Here is a 19,982-nt window from a genome sequence, read left to right on the forward strand (position 1 = left end):
CGGCTGGCACCGCGTCATCGACAAGGTCGCCGTCGTCCCGCGCGCTCGACATCCCGGAGGACGCGATGGGGTACTCGTTCGAGGGACTGCTGATCCTGATCCCGCACCTGCGTGGCGCGACGAGGATCGAGATCGTCGACCCGTACATCCGGGCGCTGCACCAACTCCGGAACCTCTGCGAGCTGCTCGTCGAGATCATCGCGGCCAAACCGGGGCGCGGCCTGGACGTCTTCCAGCCGTTTGAGAGTGCCGGGAGGTACGACATCCGGAGTCGGCGGCAGGACCGTCGACGCATGAAGGCCTGCACGATCACCTACCTGAAGGGGGAGCAGAGCGTGTGAAAGAGTTGATCTGGTACGGCCTCAACGAACCGGGTGCTGCGCTGTTCGGTGAGGGACTCGAACTGCGACGCACCTTCGCCGACGCCGCAAAGCGGTGCGACTGGGCAGGTGTTATGAAGCTGCTCGACGAGCACCCGGATCTCGTGAACAGCACCCGGCCGGGTGGCCCCTCCCTGTTCACCCCGCTACATCAGGCCGCATACAGCAACGCGCCCGCCGAGGTGATCCGTGAACTCGTTGCCCGCGGCGGATGGCGCACCCTGGAAAACGCCCGCGGCGAACGTCCCGTCGACGTCGCAGTCGGACGCGGCCACAGCGCGGCGACGGCTGAACTGGAGCCGCACCTCGCATGTGTCGTCCCGCACGGAGTCTTGCTCAAGATCCAGCAGCACCTTCATGCCGTGATTCGCCGCGAGGTTGCGGAACTGGTTGATCGGCACACACTGCGCCTACCGGAACTTCAGCCGATTCTGGAGGCAGATCGAAACACGCGCTTCTTCTTCCAAGTTCCCGGCATGTATGGCGGCTTCTTCTACAGTCTCGGCGAGGAAGGTGTCGCGGCGAAGCTCGCGGCGATTGCCTCATCTCGTCAGGGTGGATCACGATATTACGAGATCACTTCCGCGGGAAGTGAGGTGGTGGGTGAAGGGCCCTGAACGGACACGAGATATGACGCTTCAGAGCGGGCGGCCCTGCTCTGTACGGGCCAGGAGGGCATGCAGTTGCGTTCGAAGCTCTGCAACACTGGCGACAGGTTCGCCGCCTTCGTTTACGGGCACCTGGTTCCCTGCAGGTGCACCTTCGCCGAAGGCGAGGACGTAGTGCTTGATTCCCTCCGGAAGCACCAGAACGAGCGAGCCATGAGTCGCCGCATATTCTCCGCGGCACACGAATTGAGCTGCAACCATGGCCGACGATGTTCGATGCCGTCGCAAGCCGGAGTAGGGGCGATTCGCCCTGAACGGGCGGTTGTCGGGGCATCGGCCGAAAGGCGATCCCGATTCCACCCGTTCGCTGCGTTCAGTTGTGGTGCGCGACCACGTTGATCACCGTGCCGTCGGGTGCGCGCACGAAGAACCGCCGCACGCCCCACTCCTCGGTGGTCAGCGGGTGCACGATCTCGTGACCCGCCCGAACGGCCTCGTCGTACGCGGAGTCGACGTCGTCCACGTGCACGGAGATCGCCGAGTCCTCGGGTGCGGTGGCGTCGCCGGTGACCAGCTGGACGTGCGCGCCGGTCCCGGGGTCGGTGTAGCGGGCGACCCAGCCGAGGTTGAACTCCTCGATGCTCAACCCGAGGAAGTCGGTGTAGAACCTCTTCGCGGTGTCGATGTCGGCGACCGGCAGATTCGTGGTGACCTGGATGACGCGCATGCTGTTCTCCTGTCTGAACGGTGTGGGTCGATCATCGGACGGACTCCGCTTCGCGTCGAACTGGATCGCGAATTCGTATTGGTGGTCTCGCAGGCCTTCGGAACGTCCGGCGCGACACGATCCGGGCCGCGGCAGCGGTGGCCGCTAGGCTCGTCGGCATGCGTGGTGAGTACAAGGTCCCCGGCGGCAAACTCGTTGCGGTCGATGTTGAGGTGGCGGACGAGCGGCTGGCTCGGGTTGCGCTCTCGGGCGACTTCTTCCTCGAACCCGACGAGGCGCTCGGCGACATCGTCGACGCGGTGACCGGCATGCCCGCGACCGCGGATGCCGCGCAGTTCGGCCAGGCCATCGACCGCGCGCTCGGAGCCGAGGTGTCGATGATCGGGTTCACCCCGGAATCGGTCGGGATCGCGATCCGCCGCGCGCTCGGGCACGCCACCAGCTGGCACGACCACACCTTCGACGTGATCGGCCCCGTCGTCCTCGATCCGGCAATGCACGTCGCCCTCGACGAGGTGATTACCCGCGAGGTCGCCGCGGGTACCCGCCGTCCGACCCTGCGGTTCTGGGACTGGGATTCGCCGCTGGTGGTGCTCGGCTCCTTCCAGTCGGTGCGCAACGAGGTCGACGAGGAGGCGGCGGCGCGGCACGGCATCGGCATTGTCCGCCGCATCTCCGGCGGCGGCGCGATGTTCATGGAACCGGGCAACTGCATCACCTACTCGCTGGCCGTGCCGACGTCGCTGGTCGACGGGCTCAGCTTCGAGCAGTCGTACGCGTTCCTCGACCAGTGGGTGATGGGCGCGCTCGCCGACGTCGGCATCCGGGCCAGCTACGTGCCGCTCAACGACATCGCGTCCGAGCACGGCAAGATCGGCGGCGCCGCGCAGAAGCGGTTCGCGGCCGGTGCGGTGCTGCACCACGTGACGATGGCCTACGACATCGACGCCGACAAGATGACCGAGGTGCTGCGCATCGGCAGGGAGAAGATCTCCGACAAGGGCATCACCTCCTCCGGCAAGCGGGTCGACCCGATGCGCTCGCAGACCGGGATGGTCCGCTCCGCGATCATTGCGGCCTTCGTCGCGCACTTCCGGGCCCGCTACGACACCGCCGAATCCGCATACACCGACGCCGAACTCGCCGCGGCCCGCGAACTGGTTGACAGCAAGTTCGCGACCCTGGAGTGGACCAACCGGGTGCCGTGACTCACCGGCGCAGCCGCAGCCGGGCGATGCGGTAGCCGTCGAGTTCGGTGACCGTCAGCCGGTGCTCACCGACGGTGACGGTGTCGCCGACGGCCGGGATGTGCTGCAGCCGGTGCATCACGAAGCCGGCGATCGTGTCGTACGGGCCGTGCGGAACACGGATCCGGGTCTGCTTCGCGAAGTCGTCGACGTGCAGCAGTCCGCTCACCGTGACCGGATCGCCGTCCGGGATCGGCGCGCCCGACTCGAGGTCGAACTCGTCGCCGATCTCGCCGACCAGTTCCTCCACGATGTCCTCGATGGTCGCGATCCCGGCCGCGCCGCCGAACTCGTCGATCACCAGCACCATCTGGGTGTTGTCGCGGCGCATTTCGACGAGGGTGGGCAGGGCGCGTTTGCTGCCGGGGAACTGCGCGAGCGGCCGCACCAGGTCCGCCACGATGCCGTCGTCGCGGGCGGTGAACAGGTCCCGCAGGTGCACGAACCCGAGGACGTCGTCGAGGGACCCGCCGACCACCACCGGAAAACGGCTGTGGGCCAGGGTGATCGCGCGGTCCCGGGCGGCCGGGACCGCGGTGTCCGCTTCGAGGCAGTCCACCTCGGTGCGCGGCCGCATCACCTCGGTCAGGGTCCGCGGTCCGGCGTCGAACACCTCCGACAGCACCTCCCGCTGGTCGGTGGGCAGGGCGTCGTGGCCGAGCAGCATGTCCCGCAACTCGTCCGCGGACACCTCCTCGGAGGTGCGGGACGGGTCGCCGCCGAGGATCCGCACCAGCAGGTCGGTCGACGCCGACAGCAGCCAGATCACCGGGCGCATCAGCCACGCGAACCGGTCCAGCGGCGGGCCGGTGACCAGCGCTACCCCGGTGGCGCGTTGCAGGGCAATGCGTTTCGGCACCAGTTCGCCGAGGACCAGGGACAGGTAGGCGACGACGAGGGTGGTGCCGATCAGTGCGATCACGTCGGCGGTCTCGTCCGACAGCCCCCACCCGGCGAGGGTGGGGGCGATATCGGGGGCGATCGTCGACGCGCCGAACGCGGCCGAGAAGAAGCCAGCGACCGTCACCCCGATCTGCACCGCCGACAGGAAGCGGTTCGGGTTCCTGGCCAGCGCGGCCGCGCGCGCCCCGCGGCGGCCGCGCCGGCCCAGCGCCCGGATCTGCCCCTCGCGCAGCGACACCAGCGCCAGTTCCGTCGCCGCGAACACCCCGCCGACGAGGACGAACACCAGCACCAGGCCGACGTTGAGCGCCGTCGTCACGACCTCACCCCGCTCGGCCGCCGGGGACTGCCGTCACCGCGCATCGGCTCCTCCCTCGAGGTGGGGTTGGGTCAGTCTAGGAAGTGGGCAGCAGCCTCGCGAGAACGTCGGCGAGCGTGACCAGGCCGACCAGGTCGCCCCCGTCGGCGGCGCGCACGACCGCGATGTGGCTGCGGGTCTCCCGCATCGTCGCCAACGCCTCGTACACCGGGGTGCTGGCGTCGAACGTGAGCACCGGCCGCATCAGGTCCCGCGCCCGGGTGCCGTCCGCAGCGCCGAGGCTGTCGCGCACGTGCACCACGCCCCGCACCCCCTCCGCGCCGCGCACCAGCAGTCGCAGATGACCGCTCGTCTCGGCCGTCGCGCGGATCGCGTCCGCGGTCGTGTCCGGGGCGACGGCGGACGGGTGCGGGTTCGGCCGGACGATGTCGCCGACCGTCAGCGACTGCAGCTCCAACGCGCCGGTGAGGTGACCGTGGTAGCGCTCATCGAGGGTGCCGACGGTCGCCGAATGCTCCACCAGATGCCGCAGCGCCTCCGGATCCTGACCCGACGCCACCTGGTCGACGGGTTGGACGCCGACCAGCAGCAGGCACCGGTTCGCCAGCCGGTTCAGCGCGACGATCAGCGGACGGGTCAGCCACATGAACCCGCGCATCGGGATCGCCAGCAGGGTCGCCGACCGTTCCGGGTGCGCGATCGCCCACGACTTCGGGGCCATCTCGCCGACCACCAGGTGCAGGAACGTCACGATCAGCAGCGCCAGCACGAACCCGGCCACGTCGGCGAGCCAGGTCGGCGCACCCCAGCCCGTGAACAGCGGCGTGAGCCAGTGGTGCACGGCGGGTTTCGTCACCGCCCCCAACGCCAGGGTGCAGACGGTGATGCCCAACTGTGAACCGGCAAGCAGCACCGACAGTTCCGACGCGCTGCGCAGGGCGGCCCGCGCCGATCGGCTGCGCGGCGCCGCGTCCTCGAGGCGGTGGCGTCGCGCCGCGATCAGCGCGAACTCGACCGCGACGAAGAACGCGCTCGCCGCGATTAGTGCCACCGTGACCGCCAGCACGACCCACGGGCTACTCATCGTCGGACTCCTTCTCCCGCAGTGTCACGAACAGCGACGACGGCACGTGCCTGCCGACGCCCCGCACCTCCACCAGCAGCTGCCTGGCCGGGGCTGGATGGTCCGCGACCAGGTCGGCCGGGTCGCCGGGGAGGTCGACGATCACGGTGTCGCCGACCGTCGGGAGCCCGCCGAACCGGGCGATGACGAGACCGGCGAGAGTTTCGTAATCGTCGTCCTCGGGCAGCTCACGGTCCAGGATGCGGCCCACCTCGTCGACGTGGACCCCGCCGGGAATCAGCCAGCCGCCGTCGACGACGGCCGCCTCGCCCGACTCGTGGTCGGGGTCGTGCTCGTCGGCGATCTCGCCGACCAGTTCCTCCGCCATGTCCTCGACGGTGACGACGCCTGCGAACCCGCCGTACTCGTCGATGACCAACGCCATCTCGTCCTTGGCCGCGGTCAGCCGGGCGAGGACGTCGGGCAGGGGCAGCGTGGTCGGCACGATCACCGCGGGTCGGGCGTGCTCCGCCGCGCTGCCCGCCGCCCGCGCGCCGAGCAGGTCGTGCAGGTGCACGACGCCGCGCAGGTCGTCGCTGCTCGTCCCGACGACGGGGTAGCGGGTGTGACCCGTTCCCATCCGGGCGACGACCTCGGCGACCGGTGCGTCGGCGGGCACCGTGTCCACCCGCGACCGCGGGATCATCGCATGTTCCGCTGTCCGCGTCGGGAAGTCGAGGACCCGATCGAGGAGGGCGGACAGTTCCCTGGGGAGTTCGCCGGAGTCGCGGGACTCGGCGACGATGTGCTCGAGGTCGCGGACCGTCGCGGAATGCTCGACATCGTGCACCGGTTCGATGCGCAGTGCCCGCAGCAGCAGGTTCGACGACGCGTCGAACAGCCGGATCAGCCAGCCGAAGACCGCCAGGTACAGGGTCGTCGACAGGGCGAGCCGCCCGGCGACCGGTTCGGGGCGGGCGATGGCCAGGTTCTTCGGGAACAGTTCGCCGAACACCATCTGCACGACCGTCGAGAACAGCACGGCGAGCAGCGCGCCCGCGGCGACACCGACGGCGGTGGGGATGCCGACGCCGCCAAGGAGTTCGCCGAGCCCGCGGCCGATGAGGGGTTCGGCGACGTATCCGACGAGCAGGCCGGTGACGGTGATGCCCAGCTGCGCGCCGGACAGCATGAACGAGGTGCGGCGGGTGACGGCGAGCGCACGCGACGCGGTGGCGTCGCCCGCCTCGGCCCGGGCCTTGAGGCGGGACCGGTCGACCGCCATGTACGCAAATTCCTGCGCGACGAAGTATCCGGTCAGCGCGGTGATCGCCAGGACGACGAGGATCCCGAGGGCGATGGAGAGAACGGTCAGCACGTCCGTGCCGTCCGGTGCGGGGCGTGATCAGTGCGGGGCGGGACGGGTCTTCGAGGTGTGCGCGGTGCGCGTGTCATCGACGCTCTCTTGGAGATGGGACGGGTACCCCGTCGAGAATAGGACAAAACGCCTACGTCGCACGAGTCGGCGGGTGGCGGCACACTGGGCACATGCACACGTGGGGCGATGTCGTCGCGATCGGGAGCGGGCTGCCGGGAGTCGAGGAGTCCACCTGGTATCGCACACCCGCACTGAAGGTCGCAGGCAAGGGGTTCGCCCGGCTGCGCACCGACGCGGAGGGCGCCCTGGTGCTGCTGTGCGGGCTCGACGAGAAGGAGGCTCTGCTCGCGTCCGGTGACCCCGCCTACTTCACCACCACCCACTACGACGGGTACGGCGCGATCCTGGTAAACCTCGACGTCGTCGACCACGATCAGCTGCGCGAGCTGATCGAGGACGCGTGGCGGCGGACGGCGCCGACGCGGCTGCGCGCGGAGCGGCCCGAGCCCGGGCACTAAACTCCCTGGCGTGGCCCATCCGATGATCGCCCCGTCCATCCTGTCCGCCGATTTCGCTCGACTCGCCGACGAGGCCGCCGCCGTCGCTGGCTCCGACTGGCTGCACGTCGACGTGATGGACGCGCACTTCGTCCCCAACCTCACCCTCGGCCTTCCGGTCGTCGAGTCGCTGCTCAAGGCCACCGACATCCCGCTCGACTGCCACCTGATGATCGAGAACCCGGGCCGCTGGGCGCCGCCGTACGCGGAGGCGGGCGCGCACAACGTCACCTTCCACGCCGAGGCAACCGACGACCCGGTCGCCGTCGCCCGCGACATCCGCGCCGCCGGCGCCAAGGCCGGCCTGTCGATCAAGCCCGGCACCCCGATCGAGCCGTACCTGGAGATCCTCAAGGGCTTCGACACCCTGCTGGTGATGAGCGTCGAACCCGGCTTCGGCGGGCAGTCGTTCATGCCGGAGGTGCTGTCCAAGGCCCGCGCGGTCCGCAGGCTCGTCGACTCCGGGGAGCTCACCCTGATCGTGGAGATCGACGGCGGCATCAACGCCGATACCGTCGAGGCCGCCGCCGAGGCGGGCGTCGACTGCTTCGTCGCCGGGTCCGCCGTCTACGGCGCCGCCGACCCGGGCGAGGCGGTCCGCAAGCTGCGCGCGCAGGCGGCGTCCGCGTCGCCGCACCTGACCCTGGCCGGGTAGCGGTGACCGAGGCGGACCTGTCCGCGCTGCGGGTGGCGGTCGACGCCGCCGAGGCGGTGCGCGGCACCACCAACCCCAACCCGCCGGTCGGCGCCGTGATTCTCGACGCCGCCGGCCACGTCGCCGGTGTCGGTGCGACGCAGCCGGTCGGCGGACCGCACGCCGAGGTGATGGCGCTGCGGGCCGCGGGCGCGCGGGCGCGCGGCGGCACCGCCGTCGTCACCCTGGAACCGTGCAATCACACCGGACGCACCGGTCCGTGCGCCCGGGCCCTGCTCGACGCGGGCATCGCGCGCGTCGTGTACGCGGTCGGTGACCCGAACCCGCAGGCCTCGGGCGGCGCGGCCGCCCTCCGGGCCGCGGGCGTCGACGTGGTCGCCGGCGTCGGGACGGACCTGGTCGAGCGCGGGCCGCTGCGCGCGTGGCTGCACCGGCAGCGCACCGGCCGCGCCCACGTGACCTGGAAGTTCGCCGCGACCCTCGACGGCCGCAGCGCCGCCGCCGACGGCACCAGCCAGTGGATCACCGGCCCGCAGGCGCGCGCCCGCGTGCATGCCGAGCGGGCGCGGCTCGACGCGATCGTCGTCGGCACCGGCACCGTCCTTGCGGACGACCCGTGGCTGACCGCGCGGCGGCCGGACGGCTCCCTCGCCGCGCGGCAGCCGCTGAGGGTGGTGGTCGGGGAACGCGAGATACCCGCCACGGCAAGGGTTCTCGACGATGCGGCGCCGACACTGGTGCTGCGGACCCGGGATCCCAACGAGGTCCTCGCCGCGCTGACCGACCACCCCGACGTCCTGCTCGAGGGTGGGCCGCACCTGGCCGGGGCGTTCCTCGCCGCAGGGCTGATCGACCGGGTCCAGGCGTACCTGTCGCCGGTGCTGCTCGGGGCGGGCGCCGCCGCCGTGGAGAATGCCGGTGTCGGCACCATCGCGGACGCGCTGCGATTCGAGCGGGAGTCGGTCGAGGCCCTCGGACCGGACCTGCTGCTCACCCTGATCCCGTCCCGACCCTGACCCTCCGCACCGACCCTGACCACCGAGAGAGAAGAGACACAGTGTTCACCGGCATCGTCGAAGAACTGGGCGAGATCGTCGCCAAGGAGGACCTGGCCGACGCGGCCCGCTTCACGGTCCGCGGACCGCTCGTCACCTCCGATGCCGGGCACGGCGACTCGATCGCGGTCAACGGCGTCTGCCTGACCGTCGTCGAGGTGCTCGGCGGGGACACCTTCACCGCCGACGTGATGGCCGAAACCCTGAATCGGTCGAGCCTCGGCGCCCTCGTCGTCGGCAGCAGCGTCAACCTGGAGCGGGCCGCCGCGCTGAACAGCAGGCTCGGCGGTCACCTGGTGCAGGGCCACGTCGACGGCACCGGCACCATCATCAGCCGCTCCCCGTCGGAGAACTGGGAGATCGTCCGGATCGCGCTGCCCGCGCAGCTGTCCCGGTACGTGGTGGAGAAGGGGTCGATCACCGTCGACGGCGTCTCCCTGACCGTCTCCGGTCTCGGCGGCGAGGGCGACGACCAGTGGTTCGAGATCTCGCTGATCCCCACCACGCTCGCGTTGACCGTCCTCGGCACCGCGACCCCCGGCACCCCGGTGAACCTGGAGGTCGACGTGATCGCCAAGTACGTCGAGCGGTTGTACAGCGCCGGACGGTAGACACGATGGCGGCCGCACCGGGCGGGGGCCGTACTGTTGAGGTGCACCGTGTCGGTGCACGGAGCATTCAAGACTGATGGAGCACAGCACGTGACCAGGTTCGACAGCATCGAGCGCGCAGTCGCCGACATCGCCGCAGGCAAGGCGGTCGTCGTGGTCGACGACGAGGATCGCGAAAACGAGGGCGATCTCATCTTCGCCGCGGAGAAGGCGACACCCGAGCTGGTGGCCTTCATGGTCCGCTACACCTCGGGCTACCTGTGTGTCCCGCTCGCGGGCGAGGACTGCGACCGCCTCGGGCTGCCCCCGATGTACTCGACCAACCAGGACAAGCACGGCACCGCCTACACGGTCACCGTCGACGCGAAGGACGGCATCGGTACCGGCATCTCCGCGTCCGACCGGGCGGCGACCATGCGGCTGCTCGCCGACCCCGAGTCCGGGGTCACCGACTTCACCCGCCCCGGCCACGTGGTGCCGCTGCGCGCCAAGGAGGGCGGCGTGCTCCGCAGGCCCGGCCACACCGAGGCCGCCGTCGACCTGGCCCGGATGGCCGACCTGCGTCCCGCGGGCGTGATCTGCGAGATCGTCAGCCAGAAGGACGAGGGCGAGATGGCCCGCACCGACGAGCTGCGGGTCTTCGCCGACGACCACAACCTCGCGTTGATCTCGATCGCCGACCTGATCGCGTGGCGGCGCAAGCACGAGAAGCACGTGGTGCGGATCGCGGAGGCGCGGATCCCCACCCAGCACGGCGAGTTCAAGGCCGTCGGGTATCAGAGCGTCTACGACGAGGTCGAGCACGTCGCCCTCGTCAAGGGGGACATCGCCGACGGCGACGGCGCCGACGTGTTGGTGCGGGTGCACTCCGAGTGCCTGACCGGCGACGTCTTCGGCTCGCTGCGCTGCGACTGCGGTCCGCAGCTGGACGCGGCGCTCGAGATGGTCGCCGCCGAGGGTCGCGGCGTCGTGCTGTACATGCGCGGGCACGAGGGCCGCGGGATCGGCCTGATGCACAAGCTGCAGGCCTACCAACTGCAGGACGCGGGCTCCGACACCGTCGACGCCAACCTCGAGCTCGGCCTGCCCGCCGATGCCCGCGACTACGGCATCGGTGCGCAGATCCTCGTCGACCTCGGCGTCACCTCGATGCGGTTGCTCACCAACAATCCCGCGAAGCGGGTCGGGCTCGACGGCTACGGACTGCAGATCCTGGCGCGGGTGCCGATGCCGTTGCGCGCCAACGCCGAGAACCTGACCTACCTGCGCACCAAGCGGGACCGGATGGGGCACGACCTGGCCGGTCTCGACGAGTTCGAGAAGGGTGGCGCGCTGTGAGCGGGGAGGGACTTCCGGACCTGCAGCTCGGTCAGGCGAAGGACCTGACGCTCGCGATCGTCGCCGGATCCTGGCATCCGGAGATCTCCGAGGCGCTGATCGCGGGCGCCAAGCGGGTCGCGAAGCAGGCGCAGATCGAGGACGTCACCCTGATCCGGGTCGCTGGCGCCATCGAACTGCCGGTCGTCGCGCAGCAACTGGCCCGCACCCACGACGCCGTCGTCGCGCTCGGCGTCGTGATCCGGGGCGGAACGCCGCACTTCGAGTACGTCTGTGACGCCGTCACCTACGGGCTGACCCGGGTGTCTCTCGACGAGGGCACCCCCGTCGCGAACGGTGTGCTGACCACCGACACCGAGAAACAGGCCAGGGACCGGTCCGGGCTGCCCGGGTCGGTGGAGGACAAGGGTGGGCAGGCGTGCGCGGCGGCGATCGACACCGCGGTGACGCTGAAGACCCTGCGCGAGCGGGCGGGGCTGACATGACCACATGGGACCTCGACGTGCGGTGCAAGAAGTCGGCGCGGGCGGCGATGATCGTCGCAGGCGGCTGCATTCTCCTGTTCGTCGTCCTCGGGATCTTTCTCCGCAGCTCCGCGACCGGCGTGTACTTCCGGGTGGTGGACCAGCTGTCGATGGTGGGGATCGGGATCCTGCTCGCCGGCCTGGTGCTGCTCCTCGCGCGGCCGCGGCTGCGGGCGAACGCGGACGGGGTGCTGGTCCGCAACGCGTTCGGTGAGCGGAAGGTGGACTGGGACCTGGTGCAGGGGCTGTCCTTCCCGGACGGCGCGGCGTGGGCGCGGATCGAACTGCCCGACGACGAGTACATCCCGGTGATGGCGATTCAGTCGAACGACCGCGAGCACGCGGTGTCCGCGGTCCGCTCGTTCCGGTCGCTGGCCGCCCGGTACGCCCCCGCCAGCGGGGACAAGGGAACTGTCGGCACCGCCGACTAGCCTGGATACGTGCCCGATCCAGCCACCTACCGCCCCGCGACCGGAACCATTCCGACCGAACCCGGCGTCTACAAGTTCCGCGATCCACACGGCCGGGTCATCTACGTCGGCAAGGCGAAGAGCCTGCGCAGCAGGCTGAACTCGTACTTCGCCGACGTGGCGTCGCTGCATCCGCGGACCAGGCAGATGGTGACGACGGCGGGCAGCGTCGAGTGGACGGTGGTCGGCACCGAGGTCGAGGCGCTGCAGCTTGAGTACAACTGGATCAAGGAGTTCGACCCGCGGTTCAACGTCCGCTACCGCGACGACAAGACGTATCCGGTGCTCGCGGTGACCTTGAACGAGGAGTTCCCTCGGCTGTTCGTCTACCGCGGACCGCGCCGCAAGGGGGTCCGCTACTTCGGTCCGTACTCGCATGCGTGGGCGATCCGGGAGACCCTCGACCTGCTGCTGCGGGTGTTCCCGGCGCGCACCTGCTCGGCCGGTGTGTTCAAGCGGCACAACCAGATCGGCAGGCCATGCCTGCTCGGCTACATCGACAAGTGTTCCGCGCCGTGCGTCGGGCGGGTCGATGCCGACGAGCATCGCCGGATCGTGGAGGACTTCTGCGACTTCCTCGCAGGCCGCACCGACAAGCTGGTCCGGGAGGTCGAGGCGCGGATGCACCGCGCCGCCGACGACCTCGACTTCGAGGCGGCGGCGCGGCTCCGAGACGACCTCGGGGCGTTGCGCAAGGCGCTTGAGAAGCAGGCGGTCGTCCTCGGTGACGGCACCGACGCCGACGTCGTCGCGTTCGCCGCCGACGACCTCGAGGTGTCGGTGCAGGTGTTCCACGTGCGCGGCGGCCGGGTCCGGGGTCAGCGCGGCTGGGTCGTCGAGCACTCCGGTGACGGCGACGCCGCCGACCTGGTCGAGCAGTTCCTGACCCAGTTCTACGGGGAGCAGGCGGCGCTGGCGGGCACACCGGGCCCGCAGGCCGACACGGCGACCGTCGTGCCCCGCGAGGTCCTCGTCCCGGTGCTGCCCGACGACGTCGACGAGGTGCAGCAGTGGCTCAGCGGGCTCCGCGGGTCCGCCGTGTCGCTGCGGGTGCCGCAGCGCGGCGACAAGAAGGCGCTCGCCGAGACCGTGGAACGCAACGCGAAAGAGTCGCTGGCCCAACACAAACTCAAACGTGCCGGGGATCTGACGTCGCGGTCGGCGGCGCTGCAGGGCATCCAGGACGCGCTCGACCTCGACGAGGCGCCGCTGCGCATCGAGTGCATCGACATTAGCCACGTCCAGGGGACCGACGTGGTGGCGTCGCTGGTGGTGTTCGAGGACGGGCTGCCCCGCAAGTCGGACTATCGGCACTACTCGATCCGGGAGGCGGCCGGGGACGGGCACTCCGACGACGTCGCGTCGATCGCGGAGGTCACCCGGCGCCGGTTCCTGCGTCACGCGCAGGACGCGGCCCGTGTGGATCCCGGTGCGGCGGTGGACGAGTCGAGTGGCGGCGATCTGGCGCCTGCGGCCGCGCTCGACCCGCAGACCGGGAGGCCGCGCCGGTTCGCGTACCCGCCGAACCTGTTCGTCGTCGACGGCGGCAAGCCGCAGGTGACCGCGGCCGCCGCGGTGCTCGACGACCTCGGCATCACCGATGTCGCGGTGGTCGGCCTGGCGAAACGCCTCGAGGAGGTGTGGGTGCCGGGGGAGGAGGACCCGGTGATCCTGCCGCGCACCAGCGACGCCCTGTACCTGCTGCAACGGGTCCGCGACGAGGCGCACCGGTTCGCGATCACCTTCCACCGCAGCAAGCGGTCGCGGCGGATGACGGCGTCCGCCCTCGACTCGGTGAAGGGCCTCGGCGAGACCCGACGCACCGCCCTGGTCACCCACTTCGGGTCGGTTGCCAGGCTCAAGGAGGCGACGGTCGAGGAGATCACCGCCGTCCCCGGGATCGGTGTCGCCACCGCACGGGCCGTGCTCGCGGCCCTCGGCGGGGCTGCCGCGGCGCCGACCGGGGGAGACACGGGCCAGAAAACCGACGATTCGGTCCGGGTGGGGGATGATGATGCGCGGCCGGTGACGGCCGAGCCGAGCACGATCGAGTCGAGGAGGGCAGGAGTCGAGTGACGGAACGGACCGGTCAGCAGCCGGACATCGACGTCGCCCTGGTGACCGGATTGTCCGGCGCAGGGCTGAGCACCGCCGCGAAGGTGCTCGAGGACATGGGGTGGTACGTCGCGGACAACCTGCCACCGGAACTGATCACCCGGATGGTGGATCTCGGGCTGTCCCCGTCATCCCGGATCCCGAAGCTTGCCGTCGTGATCGACGTGCGCAGCCGCCGCTTCACCGGCGACCTTGCCACCGTCGTGAAGGAGGTCGCGGAGAAGGCGACCCACGCCCGGGTGCTGTTCCTGGAGGCCACGGACCCGGTGCTGGTGCGTCGCTTCGAGAGCAACCGCCGCAGCCATCCGCTGCAGAGCGAGGGCAGCGACGGGACGCTGATCGAGGGCATCGCCGCGGAGCGGGTGCGGCTCGCGCCCGTCCGGGCCGACGCGGACCTGGTGATCGACACGTCGGCGCTGTCGGTCCACGAACTCCGGCACCGGGTCGAGGCCGCGTTCGGTGGCGGGGCGGTGCCGTCGGTGGCGGTGACGGTGCAGTCGTTCGGCTTCAAGTACGGGCTGCCGATGGACGCGGACCTGGTCTGCGACGTACGGTTCCTGCCCAACCCGCACTGGGTCCCCGCGCTCCGCGAGCACACCGGGCAGGATCCGCTGGTCCGGGACTACGTGCTCGACCAGGACGGGGCGCAGGACTACCTCGACACCTACCATCACGTCGTCGAGTTGACGACCGACGGCTACCGCAGGGAGGGCAAGCGTTACATGACGATCGCGGTCGGATGCACCGGCGGCAAGCATCGCAGCGTCGCGATGACCGAGGCCCTCGCGGCGCGACTGGAGGCGGACACGGGAATCACGGTGAAGATCGTGCACCGTGATCTGGGGAGAGAATGACCGCGCAGGAACGGGACGGTCGGGGACCGTCGATCGTGGCGTTCGGGGGCGGGCACGGCCTGTACGCGACGCTCAGCGCGGCGCGTCGGTTCAGTGACGACGTCACCGCGGTCGTCACCGTCGCCGACGACGGCGGTTCCTCGGGCAGGCTGCGGGCGGAACTCGGCGTCATCCCGCCCGGAGACCTGCGGATGGCGCTCGCCGCGCTCGCCGCCGACGAGCCCGACGTGCAGACCTGGGCGACGACGATGCAGCACCGTTTTGGTGGCACCGGGGCGCTGGCCGGGCATTCGGTCGGGAATCTGATCCTGGCCGGGCTGACCGAGGTGCTCGGGGACACCGTCAGCGCGCTCGACGAGATGACGCGGGTGCTGCGGATCCGGGGCCGGGTGCTGCCGATGTCGCCGATCCCGCTGGCGATCGAGGCCGATGTCGTCGGACTGGAGGCCGACCCGCGGGTGTGCCGCACCATTCGCGGGCAGGTCGCGGTCGCCACCACCCCCGGCCAGGTGCGCCGAGTCCGGCTGCTTCCCCCCGATCCACCCGCCACCCCCGACGCGCTCGCCGCGGTCGAGCGGGCGGACCTGATCCTGCTCGGGCCGGGATCGTGGTTCACCAGCGTGATCCCGCACGTCGTTGTTCCGGAGCTGGCCGCCGCGCTGCGCGACACCACCGCCAGGAAGGCGCTGATCCTCAACCTCGCCCCCGAACCGGGGGAGACGGCAGGCTTCTCCGCCGAACGGCACCTGCACGTGCTCGCACAGCACGCGCCGGACCTGCGGGTCGACGACATCCTCGTCGACGCGGAGTCGGTGCCTGCCGGCCGCGAACGCGAACACCTGTGCCGGGCGGCGGCCCGCCTCGGCGCCACCGTCCGGTACGCGGACGTGGCGCGGGCCGGGACCGCGACCCACGATCCGACCAAACTTGCTGCCGCGCTCGACACGGCACCGCTCGACACGGCACCGCCCGACCGGGAGACCCCCGGACGGCAGTCCACCGGCACGGCCGCATTCGGCGCGACAACGTCACACACGGGAAGGGAGCCCATTTCGTGGCAATGACAGCAGAGGTCAAGGACGAGCTGAGCAGGCTCGCGGTGACCCAGGTGTCCGCACGCAAGGCGGAGGTGTCGTCCCTGCTGCGGTTCGCCGGCGGACTGCACATCGTGGCCGGGCGGGTGGTGGTCGAGGCCGAGGTGGACCTCGGGTCGACGGCGCGTCGCCTGCGCGGTGAGATCCACGACCTCTACGGGTACGCCGCCGACGTGCACGTGCTCGGCGCCGGCGGCCTGCGCAAGAGCGCCCGGTACATCGTGCGGGTCAACAAGGACGGTGAGGCCCTCGCCAGGCAGACCGGCCTGCTGGACATGCGCGGGCGGCCGGTGCGGGGACTGCCTGCCCAGGTGGTCGGTGGCAGCGTCGTCGACTCGGAGGCGGCGTGGCGGGGCGCGTTCCTCGCGCACGGCTCGCTGACCGAGCCGGGCCGTTCGTCGGCGTTGGAGATCAGCTGCCCCGGTCCGGAGGCGGCGCTCGCTCTGGTCGGTGCGGCGCGCAGGCTCGGGGTGTCGGCGAAGGCCCGCGAGGTGCGGGGCGCCGACCGTGTCGTGGTCCGCGACGGCGAGGCGATCGGGGCGCTGCTGACCAGGATGGGCGCCCAGGACACGCGGTTGACCTGGGAGGAACGCCGGATGCGGCGCGAGGTGCGGGCCACCGCAAATCGGCTCGCGAACTTCGACGACGCGAATCTGCGGCGTTCGGCGCGGGCCGCCGTCGCCGCGGCGGCGCGGGTGGAACGGGCGTTGGACATCCTCGGCGAGGACGTGCCCGACCATCTCGCCGCGGCGGGCAGCCTGCGGGTGCAGCACCGGCAGGCCTCGCTCGAGGAACTCGGGCAGCTCGCGGACCCGCCGATGACGAAGGACGCGGTCGCCGGGCGGATCCGGCGGCTGCTGTCGATGGCGGACCGCAAGGCGAAGGAGACCGGAGTGCCCGACACCGAGTCGGCGGTGACCGCCGATCTGCTTGACGACGCCTGACGGCCGATCCCGGTCCGTGCGCACTAGGCTGTGGCACACACCTGATCGATCAATGCACACGACAACCGTCAAGGAGTGAATTGTGACTGTTCGGGTAGGCGTGAACGGCTTCGGCCGGATCGGACGCAACTTCTTCAGGGCCGTCGACGCGCAGAAGGCGCTCGGGACCACCGACATCGAGATCGTCGCGGTCAACGACCTCACCGACAACACGACCCTCGCTCACCTGCTCAAGTACGACTCCATCCTCGGTCGCCTGCCCCACGACGTCGTCCTCGACGGTGCGGACACCATCGTCGTCGGCGACACCCGGGTCACCTCCCTCGAGGTCAAGGACGGGCCTGCCGCGTTGCCGTGGGGTGACCTCGGGGTCGACGTTGTCGTCGAGTCCACCGGGATCTTCACCGACGCGGCGAAGGCGCGGGGCCACCTCGATGCGGGCGCGAAGAAGGTGGTCATCTCCGCCCCAGCGAAGGGGGAGGACATCACGATCGTGATGGGTGTCAACGACGACCGGTACGACGGCAGTCAGAACATCATCTCCAACGCGTCCTGCACCACGAACTGTCTCGGACCGGTCGCCAAGGTCCTCGACGACGAGTTCGGCATCGCCCGGGGTCTGATGACCACGGTCCACGCCTACACCCAGGACCAGAACCTGCAGGACGGCCCGCACCGGGACCTGCGTCGGGGCCGCGCCGCAGCGGTGAACGTCGTCCCGACCAGCACCGGCGCAGCGAAGGCCATCGGCCTGGTGCTGCCGCAGCTCGCGGGCAAGCTCGACGGCTACGCGTTGCGCGTGCCGATCCCGACCGGCTCGGCCACCGACCTCACCGTGAACCTGGTGCGGTCGGCGTCCGTCGCGGACATCAACGCCGCGATGGCGGCCGCCGCCGAGGGCCCGCTCAAGGGCATCCTGAAGTACACCGAAGCCCCGATCGTGTCGTCCGACATCGTCACCGACCCGCACTCGTCGATCTTCGACGCCGGTCTGACGAAGGTCATCGATGACCAGGCGAAGGTCGTCGCCTGGTACGACAACGAGTGGGGCTACTCGAATCGTCTCGTCGACCTCATCGGTCTAGTTGGAAAGGCTCTTTGATCACAGTGGCAGTCAAGACTCTGAAGGACCTCCTTGACGAGGGGGTCGCGGGCCGCGCGGTGCTGGTGCGCTCCGACCTCAACGTCCCGCTCGACGGTGGTGCGATCACCGACCCGGGACGCATCCTCGCCTCGGCACCGACCATCTCGGCGCTCGCCGAGGCCGGTGCGAAGGTCATCGTGATGGCCCACCTGGGCCGTCCGAAGGGTGCCGTCGACCCGGCGCTCTCGCTGGCGCCGGTCGCCGCGAAGCTCGGCGAGGTGCTCGGCCGCAACGTGCAGCTCGCGGGCGACGTCGTCGGCCAGGACGCGCTCGCGCGCGCCGAGGGCCTCACCGACGGCGACGTGCTGCTGCTCGAGAACATCCGCTTCGACCCGCGGGAGACCAGCAAGGATGACGCGGAGCGGCTCGCGTTGGCGAAGGCGCTCGTCGAGCTGACCGACATGGGCGGCGCGTTCGTCTCGGACGGCTTCGGTGTCGTGCACCGCAAGCAGGCGTCGGTCTACGATGTCGCGACCCTGCTGCCGCACTACGCGGGCACGCTGGTCGCGGCGGAGGTCGACGTCCTGCAGAGGCTGACGCAGGATTCCGACGAGCCGTACGCGGTGGTGCTCGGCGGGTCGAAGGTCTCCGACAAGCTCGCCGTCATCGAGGCCCTCGCGTCGAAGGCCGACACCCTCGTCATCGGCGGCGGCATGTTCTACACCTTCCTCGCCGCGCAGGGCGTGTCGGTGGGCAACTCGCTGTGCGAGGAGTCGATGATCGAGACCTGCCGGTCGCTGCTCGAACGGTTCGCCGACGTCATCCACATCCCGCAGGACGTGGTGGTCGCCGACTCGTTCTCCGCGGACGCGGAGGCGAAAACGGTGTCCGCGTTGGAGATCCCGGACGGCTGGATGGGCCTGGACATCGGTCCGGAGTCGGTGGAGCGGTTCGCCGCGATCCTGTCCGGGGCGCGGACGGTGTTCTGGAACGGGCCGATGGGCGTCTTCGAGTTCGAGAAGTTCGCGGCGGGCACCAAGGGTGTCGCCGAGGCGATCATCGGCGCCACCGGGAAGGGCGCGTTCAGCGTCGTCGGCGGCGGCGACTCCGCGGCCGCGGTGCGGCTGCTCGGGCTGCCGGAGGACGGTTTCTCGCACATCTCCACCGGCGGCGGCGCGTCCCTCGAGTACCTCGAGGGCAAGTCCCTGCCCGGTCTGGAGGTACTCGATGGCGCGTAAGCCGTTGATCGCAGGCAACTGGAAGATGAATCTCAACCACCTCGAGGCCATCGCCCTGGTGCAGAAGATCGCGTTCTCGTTGCCGGAGAAGTACTTTGACCGCGTCGACGTGACCGTGCTCCCGCCGTTCACCGACCTCCGCTCGGTGCAGACACTGGTGGAGGGCGACAAGCTGCTGCTCAGCTATGGCGCGCAGGACATCTCGGCGCACGCGTCGGGTGCCTACACCGGTGAGGTCAGCGGTGCGATGCTGGCCAAGCTCGGCTGCAGCTACGTGGTCGTCGGGCACTCCGAGCGCAGGCAGTACCACGGTGAGACCGACGCGGTCGTGCTCGCCAAGACCAAGGCGGCGCTGGCACACGGCATCACGCCGATCGTCTGCATCGGCGAGGGACTCGACGTCCGGGCGGCGGGCGACCACGTCGGGCACAACGTCGCGCAGCTGCGGGGTTCCCTCAAGGGCCTGTCCGCGGAGCAGATCGGCAAGGTCGTCGTCGCCTACGAACCGGTGTGGGCGATCGGCACCGGCAAGGTGGCCTCGGCCGCCGACGCGCAGGAGGTGTGTGCCGCGGTCCGCGCCACGCTCGCCGAGCTCGCCTCCGCGGAGGTCGCGGCGGACGTGCGGGTGCTCTACGGCGGTTCGATGAACGCCAAGAACGTCGGCGAACTCGTCGCGAAGCCCGATGTCGACGGCGGCCTGGTCGGTGGCGCCTCGCTCAAGGCCGACGAGTTCGCAACGCTGTCCGCGATCGCGGCCGGGGGGCCGCTCCCGTGAGCTGATCGCGGCACCGCCGGTGGGCGCGCCGACCGTTCGGGTC

General features: G+C 70.5%; 21 protein-coding genes. 17 read left to right on the forward strand and 4 right to left on the reverse strand.

The features are described 5' to 3' along the window. Positions 1 to 65 precede the first annotated feature (65 nt). Positions 66 to 341, forward strand: a complete 276-nt coding sequence (locus tag ACFWPA_RS09770) for an MIT C-terminal domain-containing protein (RefSeq protein WP_378506291.1) — start codon at positions 66 to 68, stop codon at positions 339 to 341. Continuing rightward, positions 338 to 997, forward strand: coding sequence for a hypothetical protein (locus tag ACFWPA_RS09775; protein ID WP_378570075.1), 660 nt, complete (start codon positions 338 to 340; stop codon positions 995 to 997). Before ACFWPA_RS09770 ends, ACFWPA_RS09775 begins: the two co-directional genes overlap by 4 nt. 364 nt (positions 998 to 1,361) lie before the next feature. On the opposite strand, the gene ACFWPA_RS09780 is transcribed toward ACFWPA_RS09775, so the two are convergent. Next, positions 1,362 to 1,715: a VOC family protein gene (locus ACFWPA_RS09780; protein ID WP_378506293.1), complete on the reverse strand. Its 354-nt coding sequence runs from the start codon at positions 1,713 to 1,715 to the stop codon at positions 1,362 to 1,364. Positions 1,716 to 1,873: 158 nt separating this feature from the next. Between ACFWPA_RS09780 and ACFWPA_RS09785 the strand changes: the two genes are divergently transcribed. Then, positions 1,874 to 2,923, forward strand: coding sequence for a biotin/lipoate A/B protein ligase family protein (locus tag ACFWPA_RS09785; protein WP_378570076.1), 1,050 nt, complete (start codon positions 1,874 to 1,876; stop codon positions 2,921 to 2,923). Position 2,924: 1 nt separating this feature from the next. On the opposite strand, the gene ACFWPA_RS09790 is transcribed toward ACFWPA_RS09785, so the two are convergent. The 3 genes from ACFWPA_RS09790 to ACFWPA_RS09800 form a co-directional block, all read right to left on the reverse strand. Next, positions 2,925 to 4,184, reverse strand: a complete 1,260-nt coding sequence (locus tag ACFWPA_RS09790; RefSeq protein ID WP_378570077.1) for a hemolysin family protein — start codon at positions 4,182 to 4,184, stop codon at positions 2,925 to 2,927. A gap of 76 nt (positions 4,185 to 4,260) precedes the next feature. Then, positions 4,261 to 5,268, reverse strand: a complete 1,008-nt coding sequence (locus ACFWPA_RS09795) for a hemolysin family protein (RefSeq protein ID WP_378570078.1) — start codon at positions 5,266 to 5,268, stop codon at positions 4,261 to 4,263. Further along, positions 5,261 to 6,625 (reverse strand): hemolysin family protein, encoded by a 1,365-nt coding sequence (locus tag ACFWPA_RS09800; RefSeq protein WP_378570079.1) that lies wholly within the window; start codon positions 6,623 to 6,625, stop codon positions 5,261 to 5,263. Before ACFWPA_RS09800 ends, ACFWPA_RS09795 begins: the two co-directional genes overlap by 8 nt. Before the next feature lie 170 nt (positions 6,626 to 6,795). Here ACFWPA_RS09800 and ACFWPA_RS09805 point away from each other — a divergent pair, with 170 nt between their 5' ends. The 14 genes from ACFWPA_RS09805 (at position 6,796) to tpiA (ending at position 19,939) form a co-directional block, all read left to right on the forward strand. Continuing rightward, positions 6,796 to 7,143 (forward strand): MmcQ/YjbR family DNA-binding protein, encoded by a 348-nt coding sequence (locus ACFWPA_RS09805; RefSeq protein ID WP_378506298.1) that lies wholly within the window; start codon positions 6,796 to 6,798, stop codon positions 7,141 to 7,143. A gap of 10 nt (positions 7,144 to 7,153) precedes the next feature. Beyond that, positions 7,154 to 7,837, forward strand: coding sequence for a ribulose-phosphate 3-epimerase (rpe, locus tag ACFWPA_RS09810; RefSeq protein ID WP_378570080.1), 684 nt, complete (start codon positions 7,154 to 7,156; stop codon positions 7,835 to 7,837). Positions 7,838 to 7,839: 2 nt separating this feature from the next. Beyond that, entirely contained in the window at positions 7,840 to 8,853 is a 1,014-nt protein-coding gene (gene ribD / locus ACFWPA_RS09815; RefSeq protein ID WP_378506300.1) for a bifunctional diaminohydroxyphosphoribosylaminopyrimidine deaminase/5-amino-6-(5-phosphoribosylamino)uracil reductase RibD, read from the forward strand. Between the two features lie 41 nt (positions 8,854 to 8,894). Then, entirely contained in the window at positions 8,895 to 9,503 is a 609-nt protein-coding gene (locus tag ACFWPA_RS09820; protein WP_378506301.1) for a riboflavin synthase, read from the forward strand. A gap of 90 nt (positions 9,504 to 9,593) precedes the next feature. After that, positions 9,594 to 10,841, forward strand: coding sequence for a bifunctional 3,4-dihydroxy-2-butanone-4-phosphate synthase/GTP cyclohydrolase II (locus ACFWPA_RS09825; RefSeq protein WP_378506302.1), 1,248 nt, complete (start codon positions 9,594 to 9,596; stop codon positions 10,839 to 10,841). Beyond that, positions 10,838 to 11,326, forward strand: coding sequence for a 6,7-dimethyl-8-ribityllumazine synthase (ribH, locus tag ACFWPA_RS09830; RefSeq protein WP_378506303.1), 489 nt, complete (start codon positions 10,838 to 10,840; stop codon positions 11,324 to 11,326). Before ACFWPA_RS09825 ends, ribH begins: the two co-directional genes overlap by 4 nt. Then, complete coding sequence (locus tag ACFWPA_RS09835; protein ID WP_378506304.1) at positions 11,323 to 11,796, forward strand: PH domain-containing protein; 474 nt, start codon at positions 11,323 to 11,325, stop codon at positions 11,794 to 11,796. The genes ribH and ACFWPA_RS09835 overlap by 4 nt, the downstream gene beginning before the upstream one ends. A gap of 9 nt (positions 11,797 to 11,805) precedes the next feature. Further along, positions 11,806 to 13,911 carry an excinuclease ABC subunit UvrC gene (gene uvrC / locus ACFWPA_RS09840; RefSeq protein WP_378506305.1) on the forward strand — a complete coding sequence of 702 codons (2,106 nt, stop codon included), beginning with the start codon at positions 11,806 to 11,808 and terminating at the stop codon, positions 13,909 to 13,911. Further along, the gene (rapZ, locus tag ACFWPA_RS09845; protein ID WP_378506306.1) at positions 13,908 to 14,804 is read left to right on the forward strand and encodes an RNase adapter RapZ; all 897 of its coding nucleotides are present in this window, start codon (positions 13,908 to 13,910) and stop codon (positions 14,802 to 14,804) included. Before uvrC ends, rapZ begins: the two co-directional genes overlap by 4 nt. Then, positions 14,801 to 15,868: a uridine diphosphate-N-acetylglucosamine-binding protein YvcK gene (gene yvcK / locus ACFWPA_RS09850; protein ID WP_378506307.1), complete on the forward strand. Its 1,068-nt coding sequence runs from the start codon at positions 14,801 to 14,803 to the stop codon at positions 15,866 to 15,868. Before rapZ ends, yvcK begins: the two co-directional genes overlap by 4 nt. Next, the gene (gene whiA / locus ACFWPA_RS09855) at positions 15,859 to 16,842 is read left to right on the forward strand and encodes a DNA-binding protein WhiA (protein ID WP_378506308.1); all 984 of its coding nucleotides are present in this window, start codon (positions 15,859 to 15,861) and stop codon (positions 16,840 to 16,842) included. The genes yvcK and whiA overlap by 10 nt, the downstream gene beginning before the upstream one ends. Before the next feature lie 82 nt (positions 16,843 to 16,924). Further along, positions 16,925 to 17,944, forward strand: a complete 1,020-nt coding sequence (gap, locus tag ACFWPA_RS09860; RefSeq protein ID WP_378506309.1) for a type I glyceraldehyde-3-phosphate dehydrogenase — start codon at positions 16,925 to 16,927, stop codon at positions 17,942 to 17,944. Between the two features lie 5 nt (positions 17,945 to 17,949). Beyond that, positions 17,950 to 19,164, forward strand: a complete 1,215-nt coding sequence (locus ACFWPA_RS09865) for a phosphoglycerate kinase (protein ID WP_378506310.1) — start codon at positions 17,950 to 17,952, stop codon at positions 19,162 to 19,164. Continuing rightward, complete coding sequence (gene tpiA / locus ACFWPA_RS09870) at positions 19,154 to 19,939, forward strand: triose-phosphate isomerase (RefSeq protein ID WP_378506311.1); 786 nt, start codon at positions 19,154 to 19,156, stop codon at positions 19,937 to 19,939. Before ACFWPA_RS09865 ends, tpiA begins: the two co-directional genes overlap by 11 nt. Positions 19,940 to 19,982: the final 43 nt, after the last annotated feature.

Source organism: Rhodococcus sp. NPDC058505 (genome assembly GCF_042720095.1).
In the GTDB taxonomy this organism is placed as follows: domain Bacteria; phylum Actinomycetota; class Actinomycetes; order Mycobacteriales; family Mycobacteriaceae; genus Rhodococcus_G.

Excerpts from the sequence above, each read along its gene's own strand:
- ACFWPA_RS09795 (WP_378570078.1), bottom strand. The coding sequence starts at position 5,268 with ATGAGTAGCCCGTGGGTCGTGCTGGCGGTCACGGTGGCACTAATCGCG.
- ACFWPA_RS09835 (WP_378506304.1), top strand. The coding sequence starts at position 11,323 with ATGACCACATGGGACCTCGACGTGCGGTGCAAGAAGTCGGCGCGGGCG.
- tpiA (WP_378506311.1), top strand. The coding sequence starts at position 19,154 with ATGGCGCGTAAGCCGTTGATCGCAGGCAACTGGAAGATGAATCTCAAC.
- ACFWPA_RS09770 (WP_378506291.1), top strand. The coding sequence starts at position 66 with ATGGGGTACTCGTTCGAGGGACTGCTGATCCTGATCCCGCACCTGCGT.
- ACFWPA_RS09785 (WP_378570076.1), top strand. The coding sequence starts at position 1,874 with ATGCGTGGTGAGTACAAGGTCCCCGGCGGCAAACTCGTTGCGGTCGAT.
- ACFWPA_RS09780 (WP_378506293.1), bottom strand. The coding sequence starts at position 1,715 with ATGCGCGTCATCCAGGTCACCACGAATCTGCCGGTCGCCGACATCGAC.
- ACFWPA_RS09805 (WP_378506298.1), top strand. The coding sequence starts at position 6,796 with ATGCACACGTGGGGCGATGTCGTCGCGATCGGGAGCGGGCTGCCGGGA.
- yvcK (WP_378506307.1), top strand. The coding sequence starts at position 14,801 with ATGACCGCGCAGGAACGGGACGGTCGGGGACCGTCGATCGTGGCGTTC.